This is a genomic window from Diaphorobacter limosus, from assembly GCF_033100095.1.
Taxonomy (GTDB): Bacteria; Pseudomonadota; Gammaproteobacteria; order Burkholderiales; family Burkholderiaceae_C; genus Alicycliphilus; species Alicycliphilus limosus.
Window position 1 is genome coordinate 3,721,069 of the sequence record NZ_CP136921.1, and the last position, 19,923, is coordinate 3,740,991.

Consider the following 19,923-nt stretch of genomic DNA (forward strand, 5'->3'; position numbering starts at 1 on the left):
AAACGGTAAAAGAGCATTCTAACTACGGCGTGCCCACCAGCGGCAGGCGCAAAGGCCCGCTGGGCGCCAGCGGCTCGCGCACGGCCGCGATGCGCTGCACGAAGCGTGCCGGCGCGTCGAGAAAGCCGTCCTCGTAGGCCACCACGCGCAGTGCCCCGAAGGCCTGCAGCAATTCACCCGGGCGCAGCAAAAAATCCGCCCGCGCGGGCCGGCCCACGCTCTCGTTGCCCTGGGCAAAGGTCTCGTACAGCAGCACGCCGCCCGGCGCCACGCTGTCCAAGATGGTGGGCAGCAGCGGGCGCCACAGGTAGTTGGTGACCACCACGCAGTCAAAGCGGCGCCCGGGCAGAGGCCAGGGCCCGGCCTCGATGTCGGCGCAGATCGCCTCGCCCAGTTGTGCTAGTGATTCAATAGCTTCTTGCGCTTTATCTATGCCCGTTACGGGGTGATTTCGTTCAAGAAACCAGCGCATGTGCCGGCCCTGGCCGCAGGCCACGTCCAGCACGCCGCCGCCCATGGGTACCAGATGCGACCAGCGCCGAACCCAGTCGGATGGGGCAGTCAGGCCGTGCATCAGAAGCAGGCCCAGATCTGGTCGGCCAGGCTCAGCATGAAGTCGGGCCGCAGGTACAGCGCAAACACCGCCAGCAGCACCAGCACCGCAGCTGCGGCGGCAAGCCATTTCTTGTGGGTGGCCCGCATGCTCAGGCCGCCTGTGGTGTGGGCCGGGCAATCGCGCCTTCGCGCACCGGCAGGTTGATCAGGCCGGCGGCCACGCCCAGGGCAATCGCCAGGTACCAGACGATGTCATAGCTGCCGCTGGTGTCGTACAGATAGCCGCCCAGCCACACGCCAAAGAAGCTGCCGATCTGATGGCTGAAGAAGACGAAGCCGCTGAGCATGGACAGGTGCTGCACGCCAAAGATCTGCGCCACGGCGGCATTCGTGGGCGGCACGGTGGACAGCCACAGCGTGCCCATCACGGCCGAGAACACATACACCGACATGGGCGACAGCGGCACCAGCAGAAAGATGGTGATGACCACGGCGCGCGCAAAGTAGATGAAGGCCAGGATATGGCGTTTGGCCATGCGCTGGCCCAGCGTGCCGGCGGCGTAGGTGCCAAAGACGTTGAACAACCCGATCAGCGCCAGCGCAGTGCTGGCCACCTGGGGCGACAGGCCATGGTCCTTGAGGTAGCTGGGCATGTGCACGCCGATGAACACCACCTGGAAGCCGCAGACGAAGTAGCCCGCGGTGAGCAGCAGAAAGCTCTTGTAGCGCAGCGCCTCGGCAAAGGCATGGCCGGCGGACTGGGTGCGCTGGATGGGCGCGCTGCCGTGAAAGCCAGGCTCGCGCAGACCAAAGGCCAGTGGCACGATCAAGAGCACCATGGCGGCGAGCACCAGCAGCGCCGTCTGCCAGCCCAGTTGTGCGATCAGCTGGCCTTCGAGCGGCATCATCAAAAACTGCCCGAACGAGCCCGCGGCCGCCGCCACGCCCATGGCCCAGGATCTCCGCTCGGCCGAGATCTGCCGCCCCAGCACGCCGTAGATCACGGCATAGGTGGTGCCGGCCTGGGCCGCGCCGATCAGCACGCCGGTGGTCAGCGAAAACAGCAGCGGCGTGGGCGACAGCGCCATGCCCGCCAGGCCCAGGGCGTAGAGCAGGGCGCCCAGGATCAGCACGCGAAACGCGCCGAAGCGATCCGCCATCATGCCGCCGAAGATGCCAAAAATGCCCCAGGACAGGTTTTGAATGGCCATGGCCAGGGCGAAGGTCTGGCGCGTCCAGCCCATGTCCTGCGTGATGGGCGCCAGCCACATGCCAAAGCCGTGGCGTATGCCCATGGACAGGGTGACGATGGTGGCGCCGCAGATCAGCACCTGGGCTATGGAGAGTTTTCGCGTCGCGTCGTGCATCGCACGAATGTAGCGAAAACCCGGGTTGACTGCCTGACGCGGCCATTTAAAGCATGAAAACCTGGCTTTATATCCAGCACTACAATCCGCGCCCATGGCAGTCAAACCGATTACTTCACCCGCATATTCCGAAGGCTCGATCCGCGTCCTGAAGGGCCTGGAGCCCGTCAAGCAGCGCCCGGGCATGTACACCCGCACCGACAATCCCCTGCACATCATCCAGGAGGTGCTGGACAACGCCGCCGATGAGGCGCTGGCGGGCTACGGCAAGAAGATCAAGGTCACGCTGCACGCCGACGGCTCGGTCAGCGTCGAGGACGACGGCCGCGGCATTCCCTTCGGCCTGCACCCGGAAGAGGGCGCGCCGGTGGTCGAGCTGGTGTTCACCCGCCTGCACGCGGGCGGCAAGTTCGACAAGGGCGTGGGCGGCGCCTACAGCTTCTCGGGCGGGCTGCACGGCGTGGGCGTGTCGGTGACCAATGCCCTGTCCACGCGCCTGGAAGTGGCCACGCACCGCGAGGGCCAGATCGCGCGTCTGGCCTTTGCCGCGGGCGATGTGGTCGAGCCCCTGGTGGCTAGGCCGCTGGAGACAGGCGAGCGCAAGCAGGGCACGACGGTGCGCGCCTGGCCCGATGCCAAATACTTTGAATCCGCCCAGCTGCCCATGGGCGAGCTGACGCATTTGCTGCGCAGCAAGGCCGTGCTCATGCCCGGCGTGACGGTGCAGCTCATCAACGAGAAAACCCGCGACACCCAGACCTGGCAGTACAAGGGCGGCCTGGTCGACTACCTGACGCAGACGCTTGCCGCCGACCCGGTGATCCCGCTGTTCGAGGGCGAGGGCTTTGCCAGCGGCAGCGACGAGAGCTTTGCCGAGGGCGAGGGCGCTGCCTGGGCCGTGGCCTTTACCGAAGACGGCGCGCCGGTGCGTGAGAGCTACGTCAACCTCATCCCCACCAGCGCCGGCGGCACGCACGACAGCGGCTTGCGCGATGGCCTGTTCCAGGCCGTCAAGGGCTTTATCGAGCTGCATTCGCTCTTGCCCAAGGGCGTGAAACTGATGCCCGAGGACGTGTTCGCCCGCGCCAGCTACGTGCTGAGCGCCAAGGTGCTGGACCCGCAATTCCAGGGCCAGATCAAGGAGCGGCTCAATTCGCGCGACGCCGTGCGGCTGGTGAGCAGCTTTGTGCGCCCAGCGCTCGAACTGTGGCTCAACCAGCATGTGGACTGGGGCAAAAAGCTGGCCGAACTCGCCATCAAGGCGGCACAAACCCGGCAAAGAGCCGGGCAAAAGGTCGAGAAGAAAAAAGGCAGCGGCGTGGCCGTGCTGCCCGGCAAGCTGACCGACTGCGAAAGCCGCGACCTGGCCTATAACGAAGTCTTTCTGGTCGAGGGCGACAGCGCCGGCGGCAGCGCCAAAATGGGCCGCGACAAGGAAACGCAGGCCATCCTGCCGCTGCGCGGCAAGGTGCTCAACACCTGGGAGGTCGAGCGCGACCTGCTGTTCAAGAACAACGAGGTGCACGACATTGCGGTCGCCATCGGCGTCGACCCGCACGGGCCCCATGACCAACCCGATTTGAGCGGCCTGCGCTACGGCAAGGTCTGCATCCTGTCAGACGCCGACGTGGACGGCGCGCACATCCAGGTGCTGCTGCTCACGCTGTTCTTCCGCCACTTCCCCAAGTTGATAGAGGCCGGCCACATCTACGTGGCGCGCCCGCCGCTCTACCGCGTGGACGTGCCCGCGCGCGGCAAAAAACCCGCCGCCAAGCTGTACGCGCTGGACGAGGGCGAACTCGAGGCCATCCTCGACAAGGCCGCCAAGGACGGCGTGGCGCGCGAGAAATGCCAGATCAGCCGCTTCAAGGGCCTGGGCGAGATGAACGCCGAGCAGCTGTGGGACACCACGCTCAACCCCGACACCCGGCGCCTCTTGCCTGTGCAATTGGGCGCCATGGACTTTGCCGCCACCGAGGGGCTGATCACCCGCCTCATGGGCAAGGGTGAAGCGGCATCCCGCCGCGAGCTGATGGAGCTGCATGGGGATGCGGTGGAGGTGGATGTTTAAGCATCCGGCCTTGTCTTTACTGTATATGGCTATAACATACAAAATATGCTGAAACTGGCAGAAATCACCGGTTTTGACTGGGACGCCGGCAATGAGCGCAAGAACGACAGACACGGTGTTTCCATGGCGCAGGCGGAACAGGTTTTCTTCAACGCGCCGCTGCTGATCCTGGGCGATGCCAAGCACAGCCAGCAAGAGCCGCGCTACCACGCCCTGGGCCGCAGCGATGACGGTCGGCTGCTGCACCTGACCTTTACCCTGCGTGGCTCAGGCAGCCTGATCCGCGTGATTTCGGCCCGTGACATGCACCGCAAGGAGCGAGCGTTTTATGAACAAGCCCACTAAAACAATCCCGCACTTTGCCAGCGAGGCGGAAGAACGCGCCTTCTGGGAAAGCCAGGACTCGACCGACTATCTTGATTGGTCGCAGGCGCACAGCGTGGTGCTGCCCAACCTCAAGCCCACCACCAAGACCATCTCGCTGCGCCTGCCGCAGCATTTGCTCGATTCCATCAAGGCGGCGGCCAACGCACGGGACGTGCCGTATCAGTCGCTGATCAAGGTGTGGCTGCAGGAAAAGCTGCATCGGTGATTCATGAGCGCCGGGCCCTATGGTGTGAAGTCCAGCGCGCCCACCGGGCAACCCCGACACGCGCCGCCTTTTGCCGGTGCGGCTGGCCGCCATGAAAAGGGCTTGCACATGTTCCAAGGGCGGCTTGCCAACCGGCATGCGCATAAAATGCGCATAAAAGGAGCCAAGCCATGACCGCCCTGGAATCCAGCGCCAAAAAACCCGTCAATCTGTCGCTCAACGAGGCCCTGGTGCGCGAGTCGCGGGCGTACTGCGGCAACCTGTCGGCCAAGGTCGAGGAAATGCTCCAGGCCTATGTGGAGGCGCAGCGCCAGGCGCGCAGCCAGCACCAGCAGCAGGCGCAAGCGGCGGTGGCCGACTGGAACGCGCTGCACGATGCAAGCGGTTCTTTTGCGGACGCGCATTCCACCCTGTAAAACCCGTTCCCATGCCGCAATTTGACGTCCACCTCAACCCCGGCCCGCAGCGGGGTACCGTGCCCCTGGTGGTGCTGGTGCAGTCGGCCCTGTTCGACGGCTACCGTCGCCGCGTCGTCGTGCCGCTGGTGCTCCGCTCGGCCCTGCCCGCCGGCGGCCGCGTGGCCGGCACGCGCATGAACCCCGTTTTTGAAATCGCCGGGCAAACCGTGGTGCTGCACCCGCTGGACATGGTGTCCGTCGCCCTGGAACAGCTCGGGCCGGTGGTGGGCAGCCTGGCAGAGCAGGGCCAGGCCATCAGCGACGCGCTGGACGAACTGCTGACGCGCAGCTGGGGTTAACGGTGGGCGCTGCGGGCGAGGTGGAATTCCTTTTTTTTTTGACGTCTAACGCTTATCCAGCAAGCGCGAGCAGCTATTGATTTTGAAGTAAAAACCCATGCCCACATTGAACTGGATCGGCAAGGACGTCGTCGTCAAACACCACAAGGACGTGCCGTTTCGCCTGCTGGAGCCCGATGCTGCGCTGTCCTGCGGCGCGGCTGGCAGTGGCAACCTGATCGTGCAGGGCGACAACCTGCACGCCCTGAAAGCCCTGCTGCCGCGCTACGCGGGGCAGGTCAAATGCATCTACATCGACCCGCCCTACAACACCGGCAACGAGGGCTGGGTCTATAACGACAACGTCAACAGCCCGGAGATTCGCCGCTGGCTGGGCGAGGTGGTGGGCAAGGAGGGCGAAACGTTGGACCGCCACGACCGCTGGCTGTGCATGATGTATCCGCGCCTGGTGCTTTTGAAACAATTTCTGCGCGAGGACGGGGCGATTTTTGTGTCGATTGACGACAACGAAGTGGGGACGTTGCGCTTGTTGATGGATGAGATTTTTGGGTCGGGTAATTTTGTTGCCAATGTCATCTGGCAGAAAAAATACGCCGTTGCCAACGACCACAAAACCATTGCACCTATGCATGACTTCGTGCTGGTGTACCAGCGCTCACCTAGTTGGCAGCGCAACCTGCTGCCGCGTGGTGAAGAAAAGGACAGCCAGTACAAATTTGAGGATGAAAAGGGGCAATTTCGTAGTAGCGATTACACATGCGCCAAGACTGCCGAAGAACGCCCCAATCTGTATTACCCGGTCACCAACCCCAACACCGGTGAAGAAATTTGGCCTAAACGCACCCGTGTTTGGTCTTATTCGCAGGATGAGCATCAACGGCATAGAGCGGAGGATTTGATTTACTGGGGCAAGGATGGCAAGGGAAAAGTGCCGGCCTACAAGCGCTACAAGCATGCGTTGCGCAATGATGGTGTAGTGCCGCAAACGCTGTGGCCGCACGAATTCGCCGGTCACACCGATGGTTCACGTAAAGAGCTGCGCGAAGTGCTGCATGACGTGCCTTCGGTATCGGATTTCGCCACACCCAAGCCTTCGCTGTTGATTCAGCGCATCCTGCAAATCGCTACCGATAAAGATTCCATCGTTCTTGACAGCTTTGCCGGCAGCGGCACCACCGCCCACGCCGTACTCAAGCAAAACGCCGAGGACGGCGGCCAGCGCCACTTCATCCTCGTTGAAATGGATGAAAACATCGCCCAAAACGTCACCGCCGAGCGCGTGCGGCGTGTGGCCGGTGGCTACACCAACGCCAAAGGCCAGGCCGCAGCTGGCCTGGGCGGCGGTTTTCAGTTCTGCCGCCTGTCGTCTGAGCCTTTGTTCGACGCCTACGGTCAAATCCGCAGCGATGTCACGTTTGCCGAACTGGCTAAATTCGTCTGGTTGGCTGAAACCCAAACCGGTTACACCGGTCAGGCCGATTCGCCCCTGCTGGGCGTGCATGAGGGCCGCGCCATTTACCTGCTCTACAACGGCATCCTCAAGGACAAATCCGTGGCCGGCGGCAATGTGCTCACCGCCCCGGTGCTGGCCGTGCTGCCGCCCTTTGATGGCCCCAAGGTGATTTACGCCGCCGCCAACCGCCTGGGCAGTCGCACGGCGCGCGCAGGCATTACCTTCAAGCAAACGCCCTACGCGCTGGAGGTGTGAGCCATGGCCGCACAGGAGCGCAAGGTCATCATCATCGCCGGGCCCAATGGCGCGGGCAAAACCACGTTCGCCCGTGAGTTCTTGCCGCACGAGGCCGCTTGCCCGGTGTTCGTCAATGCCGATTTGATTGCCGCCGGGCTGGCGCCTTTTGCGCCCGAGTCGGCGGCGGTGCAGGCCGGGCGGCTGATGTTGTCTGAGTTGGAGCGGCACTTTCAGGCGGGTAGTAGCTTTGCCTTTGAAACCACGCTGTCGGGCCGCGCCTATTTGCGCCATATCGCGCGCTGGCAGCAGGCGGGGTATGAGGTAAAGCTGATTTTCTTGCGTCTGAGCAGCGCCGAAGAGGCCGTTGCACGGGTGGCGCAGCGGGTGCGCCAGGGCGGGCACGATATTCCGCCCGAAGTGATACGCCGGCGTTTTGTGGCGGGGCTGGAAAATTTCCAGCGCTACTACGCGCCTGCGGTGGATGTCTGGGCCTTGTACGACAACGCCGGTGAAGTGCCGGTGTTGCTGGATTGGAGTGAACGATGAACGGCAAACCCTTAGAGAACGCCCGTAGCAGCGATTTGCGCGGCTCCTGGCAGGCTTTGCAGCGTGCCGCGCAGCGTGCGCGTGAGGTGGCGGTGCAAACCGGCACCGATTTGGTGGTGACGCGCAATGGCGTGCTGGAGCACATCAAGCCCCAACCGACCCCTACCCCGACGCCGACCCCGGAGCTGGACTCGCCTGAAACCAAGGCAGAGTCCGCATGAGTGCCTTTACCCCCAAAACCTACCAGCAACAGGTGCTCGATAGCGTGGAGGCTTATTTCAAGGCCTGCCACGAGTTGCCCTCGCCCTCAATCGCCTTTACCGCCACCACCGAACGCCTGTGGGGGCGTGGCAATCCCTACCACCCGCTGCCTGGCTTTCCTGCCGACATGCCGTACTTTTGCCTGCGTGTGCCCACGGGCGGTGGCAAAACCTGGCTGGCGGCGAAAAGCGTGGCGCTGGTCAACACGCATTTGCTGCGCACCGAGCACAGCGTGATTCTGTGGCTGGTGCCCAGCAAGCCGATTCGCGAGCAAACCATTCGGGCGTTGAAAAACCGCAGCCACCCCTACCACCTGGCATTGCGCGAGGCGGGGCCGGTCACGGTGCTGGATTTGGACGAGGCCAAGAGCGTGACCCGCAGCACGCTGGACACCACGACCACCGTCATCGTCGCCACGCGCCAGGCCTTTCAGGTGGAAGAGGAGGAGTGCCGCAAGGTGTACCAAAGCAGCGGCGCGCTGATGCACCACTTTGACCACCTCGCGCCCGCCCAGCGCGCCGAGTTGCTGGCCGACGGTGAAGGCACCGAGCGCAGCACGCCGTATTCGCTGGCCAATGTGCTGCGCCTGCGCCGCCCCTTTGTGGTGGTGAACGAGGCGCACAACAGCCGCACCGAGCTGGCCTTTGACATGCTGGCGCGCTTTCGCCCCAGCGGGGTGATGGAGCTCACCGCCACGCCCGACGTGCAGCGCACGCCCAGCAATGTGCTGCACAGTGTGTCGGCGGCCGAGCTGAAGGCCGAGGAGATGATCAAGCTGCCGGTGCTGCTGCAAACCGAGCCCCATTGGCAGCAATGCCTGGCGGACGCGATTGGCCGGCGCGATGCGCTGCAAGCGCTGGCCGATGAGGAGCGCCGCGCGGGTGCGCCGTATTTGCGCCCCCTGGTGCTGATCCAGTCCGAGCCGCGCCGCGCAGGGGTTGAGACGCTGGACTTTGACAAGCTGCGCCAGGAGTTGATCGCCAACCATGGCATCCCGGCCAGTGAAATCGTGGTGGCCACGGGCGAGGAAAAGGGGCTGGAGCAGATCGACGCCGATTACCCGCTGGGCATGGTCGACCCGGCCTGCCCGGTGAAGTTCGTCATCACGCAAAAAGCGCTGGCTGAAGGGTGGGATTGCCCGTTTGCCTACATTTTGGTGAGCATGGCGTCGATGTCGTCGAGCACGGCGGTGGAGCAGTTGCTCGGGCGCGTGCTGCGTCAGCCGGGGGCCAGCCAGCGGGCATCCCCGCTGCTCAACCAGTCCTATGCCTTTGTGGTGTCGCGCGACTTTGCTGAGACGGCAGGCGCCTTGCGCGACCGGCTGGTGGCGGGGGCCGGGTTCGAACGGCGCGAGGTGGCCGAGTTTGTCGCCGCCGTGCTGCCCGACCAGGCGCGGCTGGATTTGGAGGGCCACGCCGGGCGCGTGGTGCTGCGCCCGGTGGCGGTTGCCTTGCCCGAAAAACCGGACTTGAAGAGCGTGCCCAAAACGGTGCGGGGCAAGGTGAGTTGGGACGGCCAGCTCAATACCCTGACCATCAGCGCGCCGCTGACTGAGGATGAGGCCGAAACGCTCAAGGCCTGTGTCAGTTCGCCAGCCGCTGCGGCGGCCATCGTGCAGGCCGCCGAGGTCAGTCGCACCACGGCGATCGAGTTTTTTCAGACGCCTGCCGAGTTGGGCGAGCGCTTGCGCGTGCCGCAGCTGGCCTTGCGGGTGCCAGTCCAGCAAGGGGAATTGGTGCTGTTTGACGACCCGGAGGTACTGGACTACCCCTGGGATGTCTCGCTCAACGACGCGGCGCCCACGGCGGCCGACCTGTCGGCCTTGGGCGCGGCCTTGAAGGTGTCGGAAGGCGGTGCGATCGACATCGACGAGGGCAGCGGCAAGGTTTTCACCCGCTTTCTGCCCGAGTTGCAGCGTGATTTGGGCTTGGTTTATCAGCCCGAGAACTGGGATGCGGTGCGCATTGCCACCTGGCTGTGCCGCAACCTGCCTGAGCCGTCGCTGACCCACCCGTCCAAGCAGGCCTTCGTGGCGGCGTGGCTTAGTGATTTGCTGCGCCGTGACGGTTACACGCTGGCGCGGGCCAACCTGCAGAAATTTCAGATACGCAATCTGATCGAGGCGCGCATTCGGGAGCTGCGCAAGCAGGCCGTGGGCAAGGCGTTCCAGCAGGCGCTTTTTGGCGACGATGCGGCCATGCGGGTGGCGGTCTCGGATCAATACGCCTTTGAGTTTGCGCCCCACGCCTACGCACCCAGCCGCGACTACGACGGGCGCTTTGGCCAGTTCGACTTTCGCAAACATTTCTACGGGCGCATGGGGGACTTCGACAGCAAGGAAGAGTTTGAATGCGCCCGCCAGCTGGACATGTGGGCGCAGCAGGGGCGCATCCAGTTCTGGGTGCGCAACCTGGTGCGCCGCGAAGGCTGCTCGTTCTTTCTGCAAAAGGCCGATGGGCGTTTCTATCCCGACTTTGTCTGCCAACTGCCCAATGGCGCGGTGCTGGTGGTTGAGTACAAAGGAGCCGACCGCTGGAGCAGCGCCGAGGATGACCGTTTGATCGGCAATCTGTGGGCCGAACTGTCCGGGGGGCGCTGCCGGTTCGTGATGGTCAAGGACAGGCAGTGGGATGGCGTGCGGGAATTGCTGCCATGCGCGTAAAAAAACCTGAAACACCCCCTGAGCCCAACGTGCCGGCGCTCTACGCCACTCTGCTGGCCGACATCAAGCAGCGCGTGCGGCGCGCCCAGGTGCGCGCCATGCTGGCGGTCAATGCCGAGCTGATTCGCCTGTACTGGGACATTGGCCGGGTGATTGATGAGCGCCAGCAGCAAGAGGGTTGGGGCGCGGGCGTGATTCCCCGTCTTGCGCGCGATTTGCACAACGATTTGCCAGAGGAGAAGGGTTTTTCTGAGCGCAACATCAAGCAGATGCTGGCGTTTTACCGGGAGTACGCGCAATTGTCATTTGTGCAGCAGCCTGCTGCACAAATAGAGACCGGGCCAAAAGTGCCACAAGCTGCGGCACTTTTTACGGCGGAGCTGATTTTGGCCTTGCCCTGGACGCATCACGCCATCCTGATGGCCAAGGTCAAAGACCCCGCCACGCGCCACTGGTACATGCAGGCCGCGCTGGAGCATGGCTGGAGCCGCAGCATTTTGGTGATGCAGATCGAGACCGCTGCGCACCAGCGCCAGGGCCGCGCCGCGAGCAACTTTGCCCTGCGCCTGCCCAAGCCCGAATCCGACCTGGTGCAGCAGACGCTGAAAGACCCCTATGTGGTGATCGAGCTCAAGCGCGGCGAATTCAAACCCGAGTACGCGGGCAAGATGAATTTTTACTGCAGCGTGGTCGATGACCGGCTGCGCCATGCGCACGACCAGCCCACCATGGGCCTGATCCTGTGCCAGCAGCACAACCGCGTGCTGGCCGAATATGCGCTGCGTGGTGTCGAGAAACCCATTGGCGTCTCCAGCTTCGAGCTGACGCGCGCGCTGCCCGCCACCCTGGAGTCGAGCCTGCCCAGCATCGAGCAGATTGAGCAGGAGTTGGGCGGTATCGCCGAGTGAAATATTCGAATGTTTTTGGCCTATAACGCTTATCCATTAAGCGCAAACAGCTAGATTTTTTATAGTATGACAGAGCAAGCAAACACCCTTTTAGACCCCACCGCGCCCGCCGACGACAGCCTGGGCGGCTACGCCCAGCGCGCCTATCTGGAATACGCCCTTTCCGTGGTCAAAGGCCGCGCCCTGCCCGATGTCTGCGACGGCATGAAGCCGGTGCAGCGGCGCATTTTGTACGCCATGGAGCGCATGGGCCTGTCGTGGAGCGGGCCGAATGGCAACACCCCGCCCAAGCCCGTGAAAAGCGCGCGCGTGGTGGGCGACGTGCTGGGGCGTTTTCACCCCCACGGCGACCAGTCGGCCTACGACGCGCTGGTGCGCCTGGCGCAGGACTTCAACCAGCGCTACCCGCTGATCGACGGCCAGGGCAACTTTGGCAGCCGCGACGGCGACGGCGCGGCGGCCATGCGCTACACCGAGGCGCGCCTGGCGCGCATCACCAGCCTGCTGCTGTCCGAGATCGACATGGGCACGGTGGACTTCCAGCCCAACTACGACGGATCGACGCAGGAGCCCTGCCAGCTGCCGGCACGCCTGCCGTTTGCTCTCTTGAACGGCGCCAGCGGCATTGCCGTGGGCCTGGCGACCGAGATCCCCAGCCACAACCTGCGCGAGGTGGCGGATGCCTGTATCGCCCTGGTGAAGAACCCGAACCTTGCCGATGCAGAGCTGTTTGGCCTGATACCCGGCCCGGATTACCCCGGCGGCGGGCAAATCATCAGCAGTGCGGCCGACATTCAAGACGCCTACCAAAGCGGGCGCGGCAGCCTGAAGGTGCGCGCGCGCTGGAAGATCGAAGACCTGGCGCGCGGCCAGTGGCAGCTGGTCGTCACCGAGCTGCCGCCGGGCGTGTCGACGCAAAAGGTGCTGGAAGAAATCGAGGACATCAGCAACCCCAAGGTCAAGACCGGCAAGAAGGCGCTCACGCAGGAGCAGCAGCAGCTCAAGGCATCCATGCTGGCGCTGCTCGACGGCGTGCGCGACGAATCGAGCAAGGACGCGCCGGTGCGCCTGGTCATCGAGCCCAAGACCGGCCGCGTGCCGCAGCAGGATTTGATTACCGCGCTCTTGGCGCACACCAGCCTGGAGACCTCCGCGCCCATCAACCTGACCATGGTCGGCATCGACGGGCGGCCGGTGCAAAAGTCGCTGCGCCAGATGCTGGTGGAGTGGATCGCGTTTCGCCAGCAGACGATCACGCGGCGCAGCCAGCACCGGCTGGCCAAGGTGCTCGACCGCATCCATATTCTGGAAGGGCGGCAGCTGGTGCTGCTCAATATCGACGAGGTGATTGCCATCATCCGCGCCGCCGACGAGCCCAAGGCGGCGCTCATCGCGCGCTTCAATCTGTCGGATCGCCAGGCCGAAGATATTTTGGAAATCCGCCTGCGCCAGCTGGCAAGGCTGGAGGCCATCAAGATCGAGCAGGAATTGAAGCAGCTGCGCGAGGAGCAGGGCAAGCTCGAGGACATCCTGGTCAACCCGGCCTCGCTGCGCCGCCTGATGGTCAAGGAGATAGAAGCCGACGCCAAGCAGTTTCAGGACGCACGCCGCACCCTCATCCAGGCCGAGAAAAAGGCCGTGGCCGAGGTCAAGATCGTCGATGAACCCGTCACCGTGGTCGTCTCAGACAAAGGCTGGGTGCGTGCGCGCACCGGCCACGGGCACGAGGCGGGCGCCTTCGCCTTCAAGGCGGGCGACGCGCTCTACGCCACGTTTGAATGCCGCAGCGTCGACCAGCTCATCGTCTTTGGCAGCAACGGCCGCGTGTACTCGGTCGCGGTGGCCAGCCTGCCGGGCGGGCGCGGCGACGGCCAGCCAATCACCACGCTGATCGAGCTGGAGACGGGCACGCAGATACGCCACTACTTTGCCGGGCCGCTGGCCGCGCAGCTGCTGCTGTCGGGCTCGGGTGGCTACGGCTTCTTGGCGCAGGTCGAGCACATGGTGGCGCGCAACCGCGGCGGCAAGGCCTTTGTCACGCTGGGCGAGGGTGAGACGCTGTGCGTTCCTTCGCACGCAGCGGGCAGCAGCGCCAGCGCGCCCCTGGCCGCTGCCACCCACGTGTGCTGCGCCTCGGTGGGCGGGCGCATCCTGACGTTTGAGATCAGCGAGCTCAAAACCATGGCGGGCGGCGGGCGCGGCCTGCAGCTGATTGCCCTGGAAGACAAGGACAGCCTGGCCGGTGCGGCGGCGTACACGCGCAGCGTGCGCATCGCCGGCCTGGGCCGTGGCGGCAAGGAGCGCGAGGAGCAGCTGGAGATTCGCAGCCTGAACAACGCCCGCGCGCCGCGCGGCCGCAAGGGCAAGGCGGCCGACCTGGGCTTCAAGCCGGCGACCGTGACGCGCGTGGAATAACGCAACAAGGAATTGGTATGACGATGACCCCAAGCAACGACACCACCCTGGCGCTCAAGCTGCCCGAGGGCGCGGTGTTTGAAGACCTCAAGCTGCGCCGTTGCGCGCAGGACGCCATCGACCTGGACATGGACTTGGTCGAGCGCATCTGCCAGCTCAACGGCTGGGACTTTGCCAAGGTGCAAGCCAACCCCGGCCCGGTGGTCAGCAGCATTCTGAGCGTCTGGTACAAGCAGCATCTGGCCGAAGGTGGCCAGCCCGACGCGACCATGGAGGCGCTGAGACAGCAGCCGACGGCGCACTGACGGCGGCTTGTGCCGCTGCACAAATGACAAAGGGGCGCTCGGTGGCGCCCCTTTGTCATGGCTGAACGGGTTTAGTTCAGCTCGGCGATCAGCTCGATCTCGACGCAGGCGCCCATGGGGATCTGCGCCACGCCAAAGGCGCTGCGCGCGTGCTTGCCGGCGTCGCCAAAGACCTCGCCGATGAGCTCGCTGGCGCCGTTGGTCACCAGGTGCTGCTCGGTGTAGTCGCCGGTCGAATTGACCAGGCTCATCAGCTTGACGATGCGCTTGACGCGGTTCAGGTCGCCGCCGGCGGCCGCGTGCAGCGTGCCCATGAGTTCGATGGCAATGGCGCGTGCCGCGGCCTTGCCTTCTTCGGTGGCCATGTTCTTGCCCAGCTGGCCCACCCAGGGCTTGCCGTCCTTGCGCGCGATGTGGCCCGACAGGAACACCAGGTTGCCGGTCTGCACATAGGGCACATAGGCGGCGGCGGGCACGGCCACCGGGGGCAGGGTGATGTTGAGTGCTTTCAGCTTGTCGTAAACGCTCATGGCAGTCCTCGAAAACAGATGAATGAAAAAATCGGTGGCGTACCTTAGCATGCGCCCATGAGCGCACCGGCCTCCGTGTTGCAGCAGGAATCGTCTGCCATCGACGAGCCGGCCCTGTGGCCCAGGGTCGGCGCCGGCCGCATGACCTGGGCGCTGCTGGGGGGCGTTGCGGGCGTGGCGCTGCAGCTGCAGCAGGCGGCGCTGTGGCCCTGGTCGGCGTATGCGGCGCTGCTGGGCGCCGGCCTGCTGGCTGCGGCCGGCCTGGCCTGGCCAGCATGGGTGCCGGGGCGCCGGCAGGGCATGGCGCTGCCGCTGGTGGCCATGGCCTTGGCTTTCGGCCTGTGCGGGCTGCGCGCCACGGTCTTTCTGGATCATGCGCTGCAACCCGCTCTGGAGGGGCGCGACCTGCAGGTCACCGGCGTGATTGCCGCCATGCCGCAGGCGCGCGAGACCGGCTTGCGCCTGCGGCTGGCCGTGGAGTCGGCGCGCAGCGATGGCGCCCCCGTACGCCTGCCCCCGCTGGTGGATCTGGCCTGGTATGCCGGCGCAGCGGGCGATGCCGCGCAGGCAGACCCCCCGCCCGCCGTGCATGCGGGCGAGCGCTGGCGCCTGACGGTGCGGCTCAAGGCCCCGCATGGCGCGCGCAATCCACATGGCTTTGACTATGAGCTGTGGCTGTGGGAGCAGGGCGTGCAGGCCACCGGCTATGTGCGCAGCAGCGCGCGGCTGGATGCGCTGCACGGCCCGCCAGAGCGGTTGGCCGCCACCTGGCGTTATCCGGTTGAGCAGCTGCGCGAGCGGGTGCGCGACGCCATCCTGCGCGGTGTGGACAGCGCTGCGGACGGTGCTCAGCAGCGTGCCATCGGTGTGGTGGCGGCCCTGGTCACGGGCGACCAGCGCGCCATAGAGCGCGCCGACTGGGATGTCTTTCGCGCCACGGGCGTGGCGCATCTGATGAGCATCTCGGGCCTGCACATCACGCTGTTTGCCTGGCTGGCGGCCGCGCTGCTGGGGCGCGCCTGGCGCCGCTCGGCCCGGCTGTGCCTGATGTTGCCCGCGCCAACGGCCGCGCTGGTGGGCGGGGTGCTGCTGGCCGGCGCCTATGCGCTCTTCAGCGGCTGGGGCGTGCCGGCGCAGCGCACGGTGGTCATGCTGGCCACGGTCGCGCTGCTGCGCCTGTCGGGGCGGCGCTGGCCCTGGCCGCAGGTCTGGCTGCTGGCCTGCGCCGTGGTGCTGCTGGCCGACCCCTGGGCGCTGCTGCAGCCGGGGTTCTGGCTCAGCTTCATTGCCGTGGCGGTGTTATTTGCTACTGATAATAGAGCTATTAGCGCTTATCCAGCGGGCGTTACAGGCCATTTTTATGCCTTGCTGCGCGAGCAATGGGTGGTGACGCTGGCGCTCACGCCGCTCTCGCTGCTCCTGTTTGGCCAGGTGTCGCTCGTCGGGCTGCTGGCCAATCTGCTGGCCATTCCGTGGGCGACGCTGGTGGTCACGCCGCTGGCGTTGCTGGGTGTGTTGTGGGCGCCGCTGTGGCAGGCGGCGGCCTGGTGCGTGCAGGCGCTCACGCTGCTGCTGCAGTGGCTCGCCGCCTGGCCCTGGGCGCAGATCGCCCTGCCCATGGCGCCGCTGTGGGCCGGCGTGGCGGCCGTGGCCGGTGGCGCGCTGCTGGCGCTGCGCCTGCCCTGGGCCCTGCGCCTGCTGGGGCTGCCGCTGCTGTTGCCGGCTCTGTGGTGGCAGGCGCCACGCCCGCCGCCGGGGCAGTTCGAGCTGCTGGCGGCCGATGTGGGCCAGGGCCAGGCGGTGCTGGTGCGCACCGCGCGCCATGCGCTGCTGTACGACGCCGGCCCGCGCTACCACCAGGACAGCGACGCCGGCCAGCGCGTGCTGGTGCCGCTGCTGCGCGCGCTGGGCGAGCGGCTGGATCTGTTGCTGCTGAGCCATGGCGACAGCGACCACACCGGCGGCGCAGCGGCCGTGCTGGCACAGCAACCCCAGGCGGAGCTGCTGGCATCGATGGAGGCCGGGCACCCGCTGCAGGCGCTGCGCCGGGCCCGGCCCTGCGTGGCGGGGCAGGACTGGCATTGGGATGGCGTGCGCTTTGAGCTGCTGCACCCGCCGCAGCACCTGCTGCAACCGGCGCCTGACGCCGCTGGGGGGCGTGCGCCCAAACCCAATGCGCTGAGCTGCGTGCTGCGCATCACCGCCGCCGATGGCCGGGCCGCCCTGCTGGTGGGCGACATAGAGCGCGACCAGGAGCAGGCCCTGCTGGCCGCCGCTGCCCCGCTGGCCGCCGACCTGCTGCTGGTGCCGCACCATGGCAGCAAGACCTCGTCCAGCGATGCCTTCATCGCCGCCGTGGCGCCGCGCCTGGCCCTGGTGCAGGCCGGCTACCGCAACCGCTTTGGTCACCCCGCCCCCGAGGTGGCGGCGCGCTACACCGAGCGCGGCATCACCCTGGTGCAGACACCGCAATGCGGCGCGGCGCGCTGGGTCTCGGGCCAGCCGCAGGACATGCATTGCGAGCGCCAGGCCGGGCGGCGCTACTGGCACCATGCCGTGCCGTGATGTGGAGCAAGAATTCCCGCACCTGCAGTCGGGTGCTGGCACCTGGGGTGAGCGCCGGGTGGCCCACGGCCTATAGTCCGTGGGTTCATCTCAAGCACAACAGCAACACAAGGAGCCAAGCGCATGACCTACCCCGACACCCGACTTTTCATCGCCGGCCAATGGCAGGACGCCGCCGACGGCAAGACCATCGCCGTGCACAACCCGGCCACGGGCCAGCAGATCGGCCGCGTGGCCCATGCCGGCATTGCCGATCTGGACCAGGCCCTGGCGGCGGCGCAAAAGGGCTTCGAGGTCTGGCGCGACATGCCGGCCATCGAGCGCGCCAAGGCCATGCGCCGCGCCGCCACCCTGGTGCGCGAGCGCGCCGACGCCATTGCCGCCATCATGACCCAGGAGCAGGGCAAGCCCCGGGCCGAGGCGCGCGTGGAGACCCTGGCCGCGGCCGACATCATCGAGTGGTTTGCCGACGAGGGCATGCGCGTCTATGGCCGCATCGTGCCGTCGCGCAACCTGGCCGTGCGCCAGCTGGTGGTGAAGGACCCGGTGGGCGTGGTGGCCGCCTTCACGCCCTGGAACTTCCCCATCAACCAGGTGGTGCGCAAGCTGGGCGCGGCGCTGGCCGCAGGCTGCGCGGTGCTGGTCAAGGCGCCCGAGGAGACGCCGGCCAGCCCGGCCGAGCTGATCCGCGCCTTTGCCGACGCCGGCCTGCCCGCTGGCGTGGTGGGCCTGGTGTATGGCAACCCGGCCGAGATTTCCAACTACCTGATCCCGCACCCCGTGGTGCGCAAGGTCACGTTCACCGGCTCCACGCCCGTGGGCAAGATGCTGGCCGGCCTGGCCGGCCAGCACATGAAGCGCGTGACCATGGAACTGGGCGGCCATGCGCCGGTCATCGTCTGCGAGGACGCCGACATCGAACTGGCCGTGCGCGCCTCGGGCGGCGCCAAGTTCCGCAACGCCGGCCAGGTCTGCATCGCCCCCACGCGCTTTCTGGTGCACGAGGACGTGCGCGCCGACTTCGTCGCCGCGCTCACGCGCCATGCCCAGGCGCTCAAGGTGGGTGACGGCCTGGCGGAGGGCACGACCATGGGCCCGCTGGCCAACCCGCGCCGCGTGGCCGCCATGGCCGACTTCCTGGGCGATGCGGTGCAGGCCGGCGCCACCGTCTGCACCGGCGGCGAGCGCATCGGCGAGGTGGGCAACTTCTTTGCCCCCACGGTGCTGGACAACGTGCCCACCAGCGCGCGCATCTTCAACGAAGAACCCTTCGGCCCCGTGGCCTCGGTGCGCGGCTTCACCCGGCTGGAGGACGCCATTGCCGAATCCAACCGCCTGCCCTATGGCCTGGCGGCCTACGCCTATACCGGCTCGCTGAAGAACGCGCACCTGCTGTCGCAGCGCGTGGAGGTCGGCATGCTGTGGATTAACCAGCCGGCCACGCCCTCGGCCGAGCTGCCGTTTGGCGGCATCAAGGACTCGGGCTATGGCTCCGAGGGCGGGCCCGAGGCGCTGGAGGCCTGCCTGAACACGCGCGCGATCTCGATCACCAACGTGTGAGCGCCAGCGCTGAAAAGCGCTGGCGGGCCTTCACTCCCTCTCCCGCGTGCGGGAGAGGGTAGGGGTGAGGGTGCAAAAACAGGGCGCTGCGCCGCATCACCCTCTCACCCCAACCCTCTCCCCCAAGGGGGCGAGGGGGCTGGAACACGCGCTAAATAAGCGTTGCGCGCTATCAAGAAAATCTGTGCATCCACAAGCCTGCGAGGGGCGGGGGGCTTATGTTTGGCTAGCCGCGCTCCACCGGGCGCGCGGGATCGCTGCACCATTCGCTCCAGCTGCCGGCAAACAGCGCCGTCGGCCCCAGGCCGGCGACCTCCATGGCCAGCAGGTTGGGGATGGCGCTGACGCCGCTGCCGCATTGGTGCACCACGCTGGCGACGGGGCGATCGCCCAGCAGGGCGGCAAACTCGCCGCGCAGTTGCTCGGCGCTCTTGAAGTGGCCATCGGGCCCCAGGTTCAGGCCAAAGGGGCGGTTGAGCGCGCCGGGGATATGCCCGGCCACGGGGTCCAGCGGCTCGACCTCGCCCAGGTAGCGCGGCGCGCCGCGCGCATCGATGATGGTCTGCCCCGGCTGGCCCAGGGCCGCCAGTACTTCATGTACCGTGACCAGGCGGCGCAGCGGCGCGTGCAGGGCAAAGTTGGACTGAAAATGCGTCGGCTCGTCGCCGCTGGCCATGGCGCCGCCTGCCGCCTGCCAGGCCTGCAGGCCGCCGTCGAGCACGGCCACGGCGTCGTGCCCGGCCCATTTCAGCATCCACCACAGGCGGCCGCAGTAGTTGGCGCCGTTGCGGTCATAGACGACGGCCTGCATGTCGTTGGCAAAGCCGATCTGCGACAGCCAGGCGGCAAAGCGCTCGCGGCTGGGCAGGGGGTGGCGGCCGCCGGAGGCGGGCCTGTCGGCCGCCGATGTCACGACGCTGCCATTGGTGCCGCGCGCGCCATGCGGGGCGCTCAGGTGACGGTCCAGGTCGGCGTGCAGAGCGCCGCTGATGTGCGCCTCGCGGTACTGGCGGGCGCCCAGCGCCGGGTCACTCAGGTCGAAGCTGCAGTCGAACACCATCAGCGGCTGGCCGCTGTGCATCAGCGTCTGTAGCTGGGTGGCGGATAGGAGGGTGGCAAAAGGCATGGCCATGGTGCTG

Annotated in this window: 19 protein-coding genes; 14 read left to right on the top strand and 5 right to left on the bottom strand. The window is 66.3% G+C overall.

All coding sequences use genetic code 11. The features are described from left to right. Positions 1-22 precede the first annotated feature (22 nt). The 3 genes from P4826_RS17880 to P4826_RS17890 are packed head-to-tail and all read right to left on the bottom strand — an operon-like array spanning position 23 to position 1,922. Positions 23-574: a class I SAM-dependent methyltransferase gene (locus P4826_RS17880; protein WP_317701697.1), complete on the bottom strand. Its 552-nt coding sequence runs from the start codon at positions 572-574 to the stop codon at positions 23-25. Then, positions 574-702, bottom strand: a complete 129-nt coding sequence (locus tag P4826_RS17885) for a hypothetical protein (protein WP_317701698.1) — start codon at positions 700-702, stop codon at positions 574-576. The genes P4826_RS17880 and P4826_RS17885 overlap by 1 nt, the downstream gene beginning before the upstream one ends. Before the next feature lie 2 nt (positions 703-704). Then, positions 705-1,922 (bottom strand): MFS transporter, encoded by a 1,218-nt coding sequence (locus tag P4826_RS17890; protein ID WP_317701699.1) that lies wholly within the window; start codon positions 1,920-1,922, stop codon positions 705-707. 94 nt (positions 1,923-2,016) lie between these two features. Between P4826_RS17890 and P4826_RS17895 the strand changes: the two genes are divergently transcribed. From P4826_RS17895 to P4826_RS17950, 12 genes are all read left to right on the top strand, one after another. Further along, positions 2,017-3,993 carry a DNA topoisomerase IV subunit B gene (locus P4826_RS17895; RefSeq protein WP_317701700.1) on the top strand — a complete coding sequence of 659 codons (1,977 nt, stop codon included), beginning with the start codon at positions 2,017-2,019 and terminating at the stop codon, positions 3,991-3,993. Positions 3,994-4,038: 45 nt separating this feature from the next. Beyond that, positions 4,039-4,338, top strand: a complete 300-nt coding sequence (locus P4826_RS17900; RefSeq protein WP_317701701.1) for a BrnT family toxin — start codon at positions 4,039-4,041, stop codon at positions 4,336-4,338. Continuing rightward, complete coding sequence (locus tag P4826_RS17905; protein ID WP_317701702.1) at positions 4,322-4,585, top strand: BrnA antitoxin family protein; 264 nt, start codon at positions 4,322-4,324, stop codon at positions 4,583-4,585. The genes P4826_RS17900 and P4826_RS17905 overlap by 17 nt, the downstream gene beginning before the upstream one ends. A 170-nt stretch (positions 4,586-4,755) precedes the next feature. Further along, a complete protein-coding gene (locus P4826_RS17910; protein WP_317701703.1) occupies positions 4,756-5,001 on the top strand; it encodes a type II toxin-antitoxin system CcdA family antitoxin in 246 nt (81 codons plus the stop codon). A gap of 11 nt (positions 5,002-5,012) precedes the next feature. Then, positions 5,013-5,342 (top strand): CcdB family protein, encoded by a 330-nt coding sequence (locus tag P4826_RS17915; RefSeq protein ID WP_317701704.1) that lies wholly within the window; start codon positions 5,013-5,015, stop codon positions 5,340-5,342. A gap of 97 nt (positions 5,343-5,439) precedes the next feature. Continuing rightward, positions 5,440-7,050, top strand: coding sequence for a site-specific DNA-methyltransferase (locus P4826_RS17920; RefSeq protein ID WP_317701705.1), 1,611 nt, complete (start codon positions 5,440-5,442; stop codon positions 7,048-7,050). A gap of 3 nt (positions 7,051-7,053) precedes the next feature. Further along, positions 7,054-7,578, top strand: a complete 525-nt coding sequence (locus P4826_RS17925; protein ID WP_317701706.1) for an ATPase — start codon at positions 7,054-7,056, stop codon at positions 7,576-7,578. After that, positions 7,575-7,799, top strand: a complete 225-nt coding sequence (locus P4826_RS17930; protein WP_317701707.1) for a hypothetical protein — start codon at positions 7,575-7,577, stop codon at positions 7,797-7,799. Before P4826_RS17925 ends, P4826_RS17930 begins: the two co-directional genes overlap by 4 nt. Continuing rightward, on the top strand, positions 7,796-10,501 hold the full coding sequence (locus P4826_RS17935) for a DEAD/DEAH box helicase (protein WP_317701708.1): 2,706 nt from the start codon (positions 7,796-7,798) through the stop codon (positions 10,499-10,501). The genes P4826_RS17930 and P4826_RS17935 overlap by 4 nt, the downstream gene beginning before the upstream one ends. Further along, positions 10,492-11,409 carry a PDDEXK nuclease domain-containing protein gene (locus P4826_RS17940; protein WP_317701709.1) on the top strand — a complete coding sequence of 306 codons (918 nt, stop codon included), beginning with the start codon at positions 10,492-10,494 and terminating at the stop codon, positions 11,407-11,409. The genes P4826_RS17935 and P4826_RS17940 overlap by 10 nt, the downstream gene beginning before the upstream one ends. A 66-nt stretch (positions 11,410-11,475) precedes the next feature. After that, positions 11,476-13,824, top strand: coding sequence for a DNA topoisomerase IV subunit A (gene parC / locus P4826_RS17945; RefSeq protein ID WP_317701710.1), 2,349 nt, complete (start codon positions 11,476-11,478; stop codon positions 13,822-13,824). A gap of 17 nt (positions 13,825-13,841) precedes the next feature. Further along, complete coding sequence (locus P4826_RS17950; RefSeq protein WP_317701711.1) at positions 13,842-14,129, top strand: hypothetical protein; 288 nt, start codon at positions 13,842-13,844, stop codon at positions 14,127-14,129. Positions 14,130-14,200: 71 nt separating this feature from the next. On the opposite strand, the gene P4826_RS17955 is transcribed toward P4826_RS17950, so the two are convergent. Then, positions 14,201-14,659: a RidA family protein gene (locus P4826_RS17955; RefSeq protein WP_317701712.1), complete on the bottom strand. Its 459-nt coding sequence runs from the start codon at positions 14,657-14,659 to the stop codon at positions 14,201-14,203. Between the two features lie 141 nt (positions 14,660-14,800). Between P4826_RS17955 and P4826_RS17960 the strand changes: the two genes are divergently transcribed. Together P4826_RS17960 and P4826_RS17965 are read left to right on the top strand one after the other, a co-directional pair. After that, the gene (locus P4826_RS17960; RefSeq protein WP_317703794.1) at positions 14,801-17,224 is read left to right on the top strand and encodes a DNA internalization-related competence protein ComEC/Rec2; all 2,424 of its coding nucleotides are present in this window, start codon (positions 14,801-14,803) and stop codon (positions 17,222-17,224) included. A 123-nt stretch (positions 17,225-17,347) separates the two neighbouring features. Next, positions 17,348-18,784 carry an NAD-dependent succinate-semialdehyde dehydrogenase gene (locus P4826_RS17965; RefSeq protein WP_317701713.1) on the top strand — a complete coding sequence of 479 codons (1,437 nt, stop codon included), beginning with the start codon at positions 17,348-17,350 and terminating at the stop codon, positions 18,782-18,784. Between the two features lie 226 nt (positions 18,785-19,010). On the opposite strand, the gene P4826_RS17970 is transcribed toward P4826_RS17965, so the two are convergent. Beyond that, positions 19,011-19,910 (bottom strand): sulfurtransferase, encoded by a 900-nt coding sequence (locus P4826_RS17970; protein ID WP_317701714.1) that lies wholly within the window; start codon positions 19,908-19,910, stop codon positions 19,011-19,013. Between the last annotated feature and the right edge of the window lie 13 nt (positions 19,911-19,923).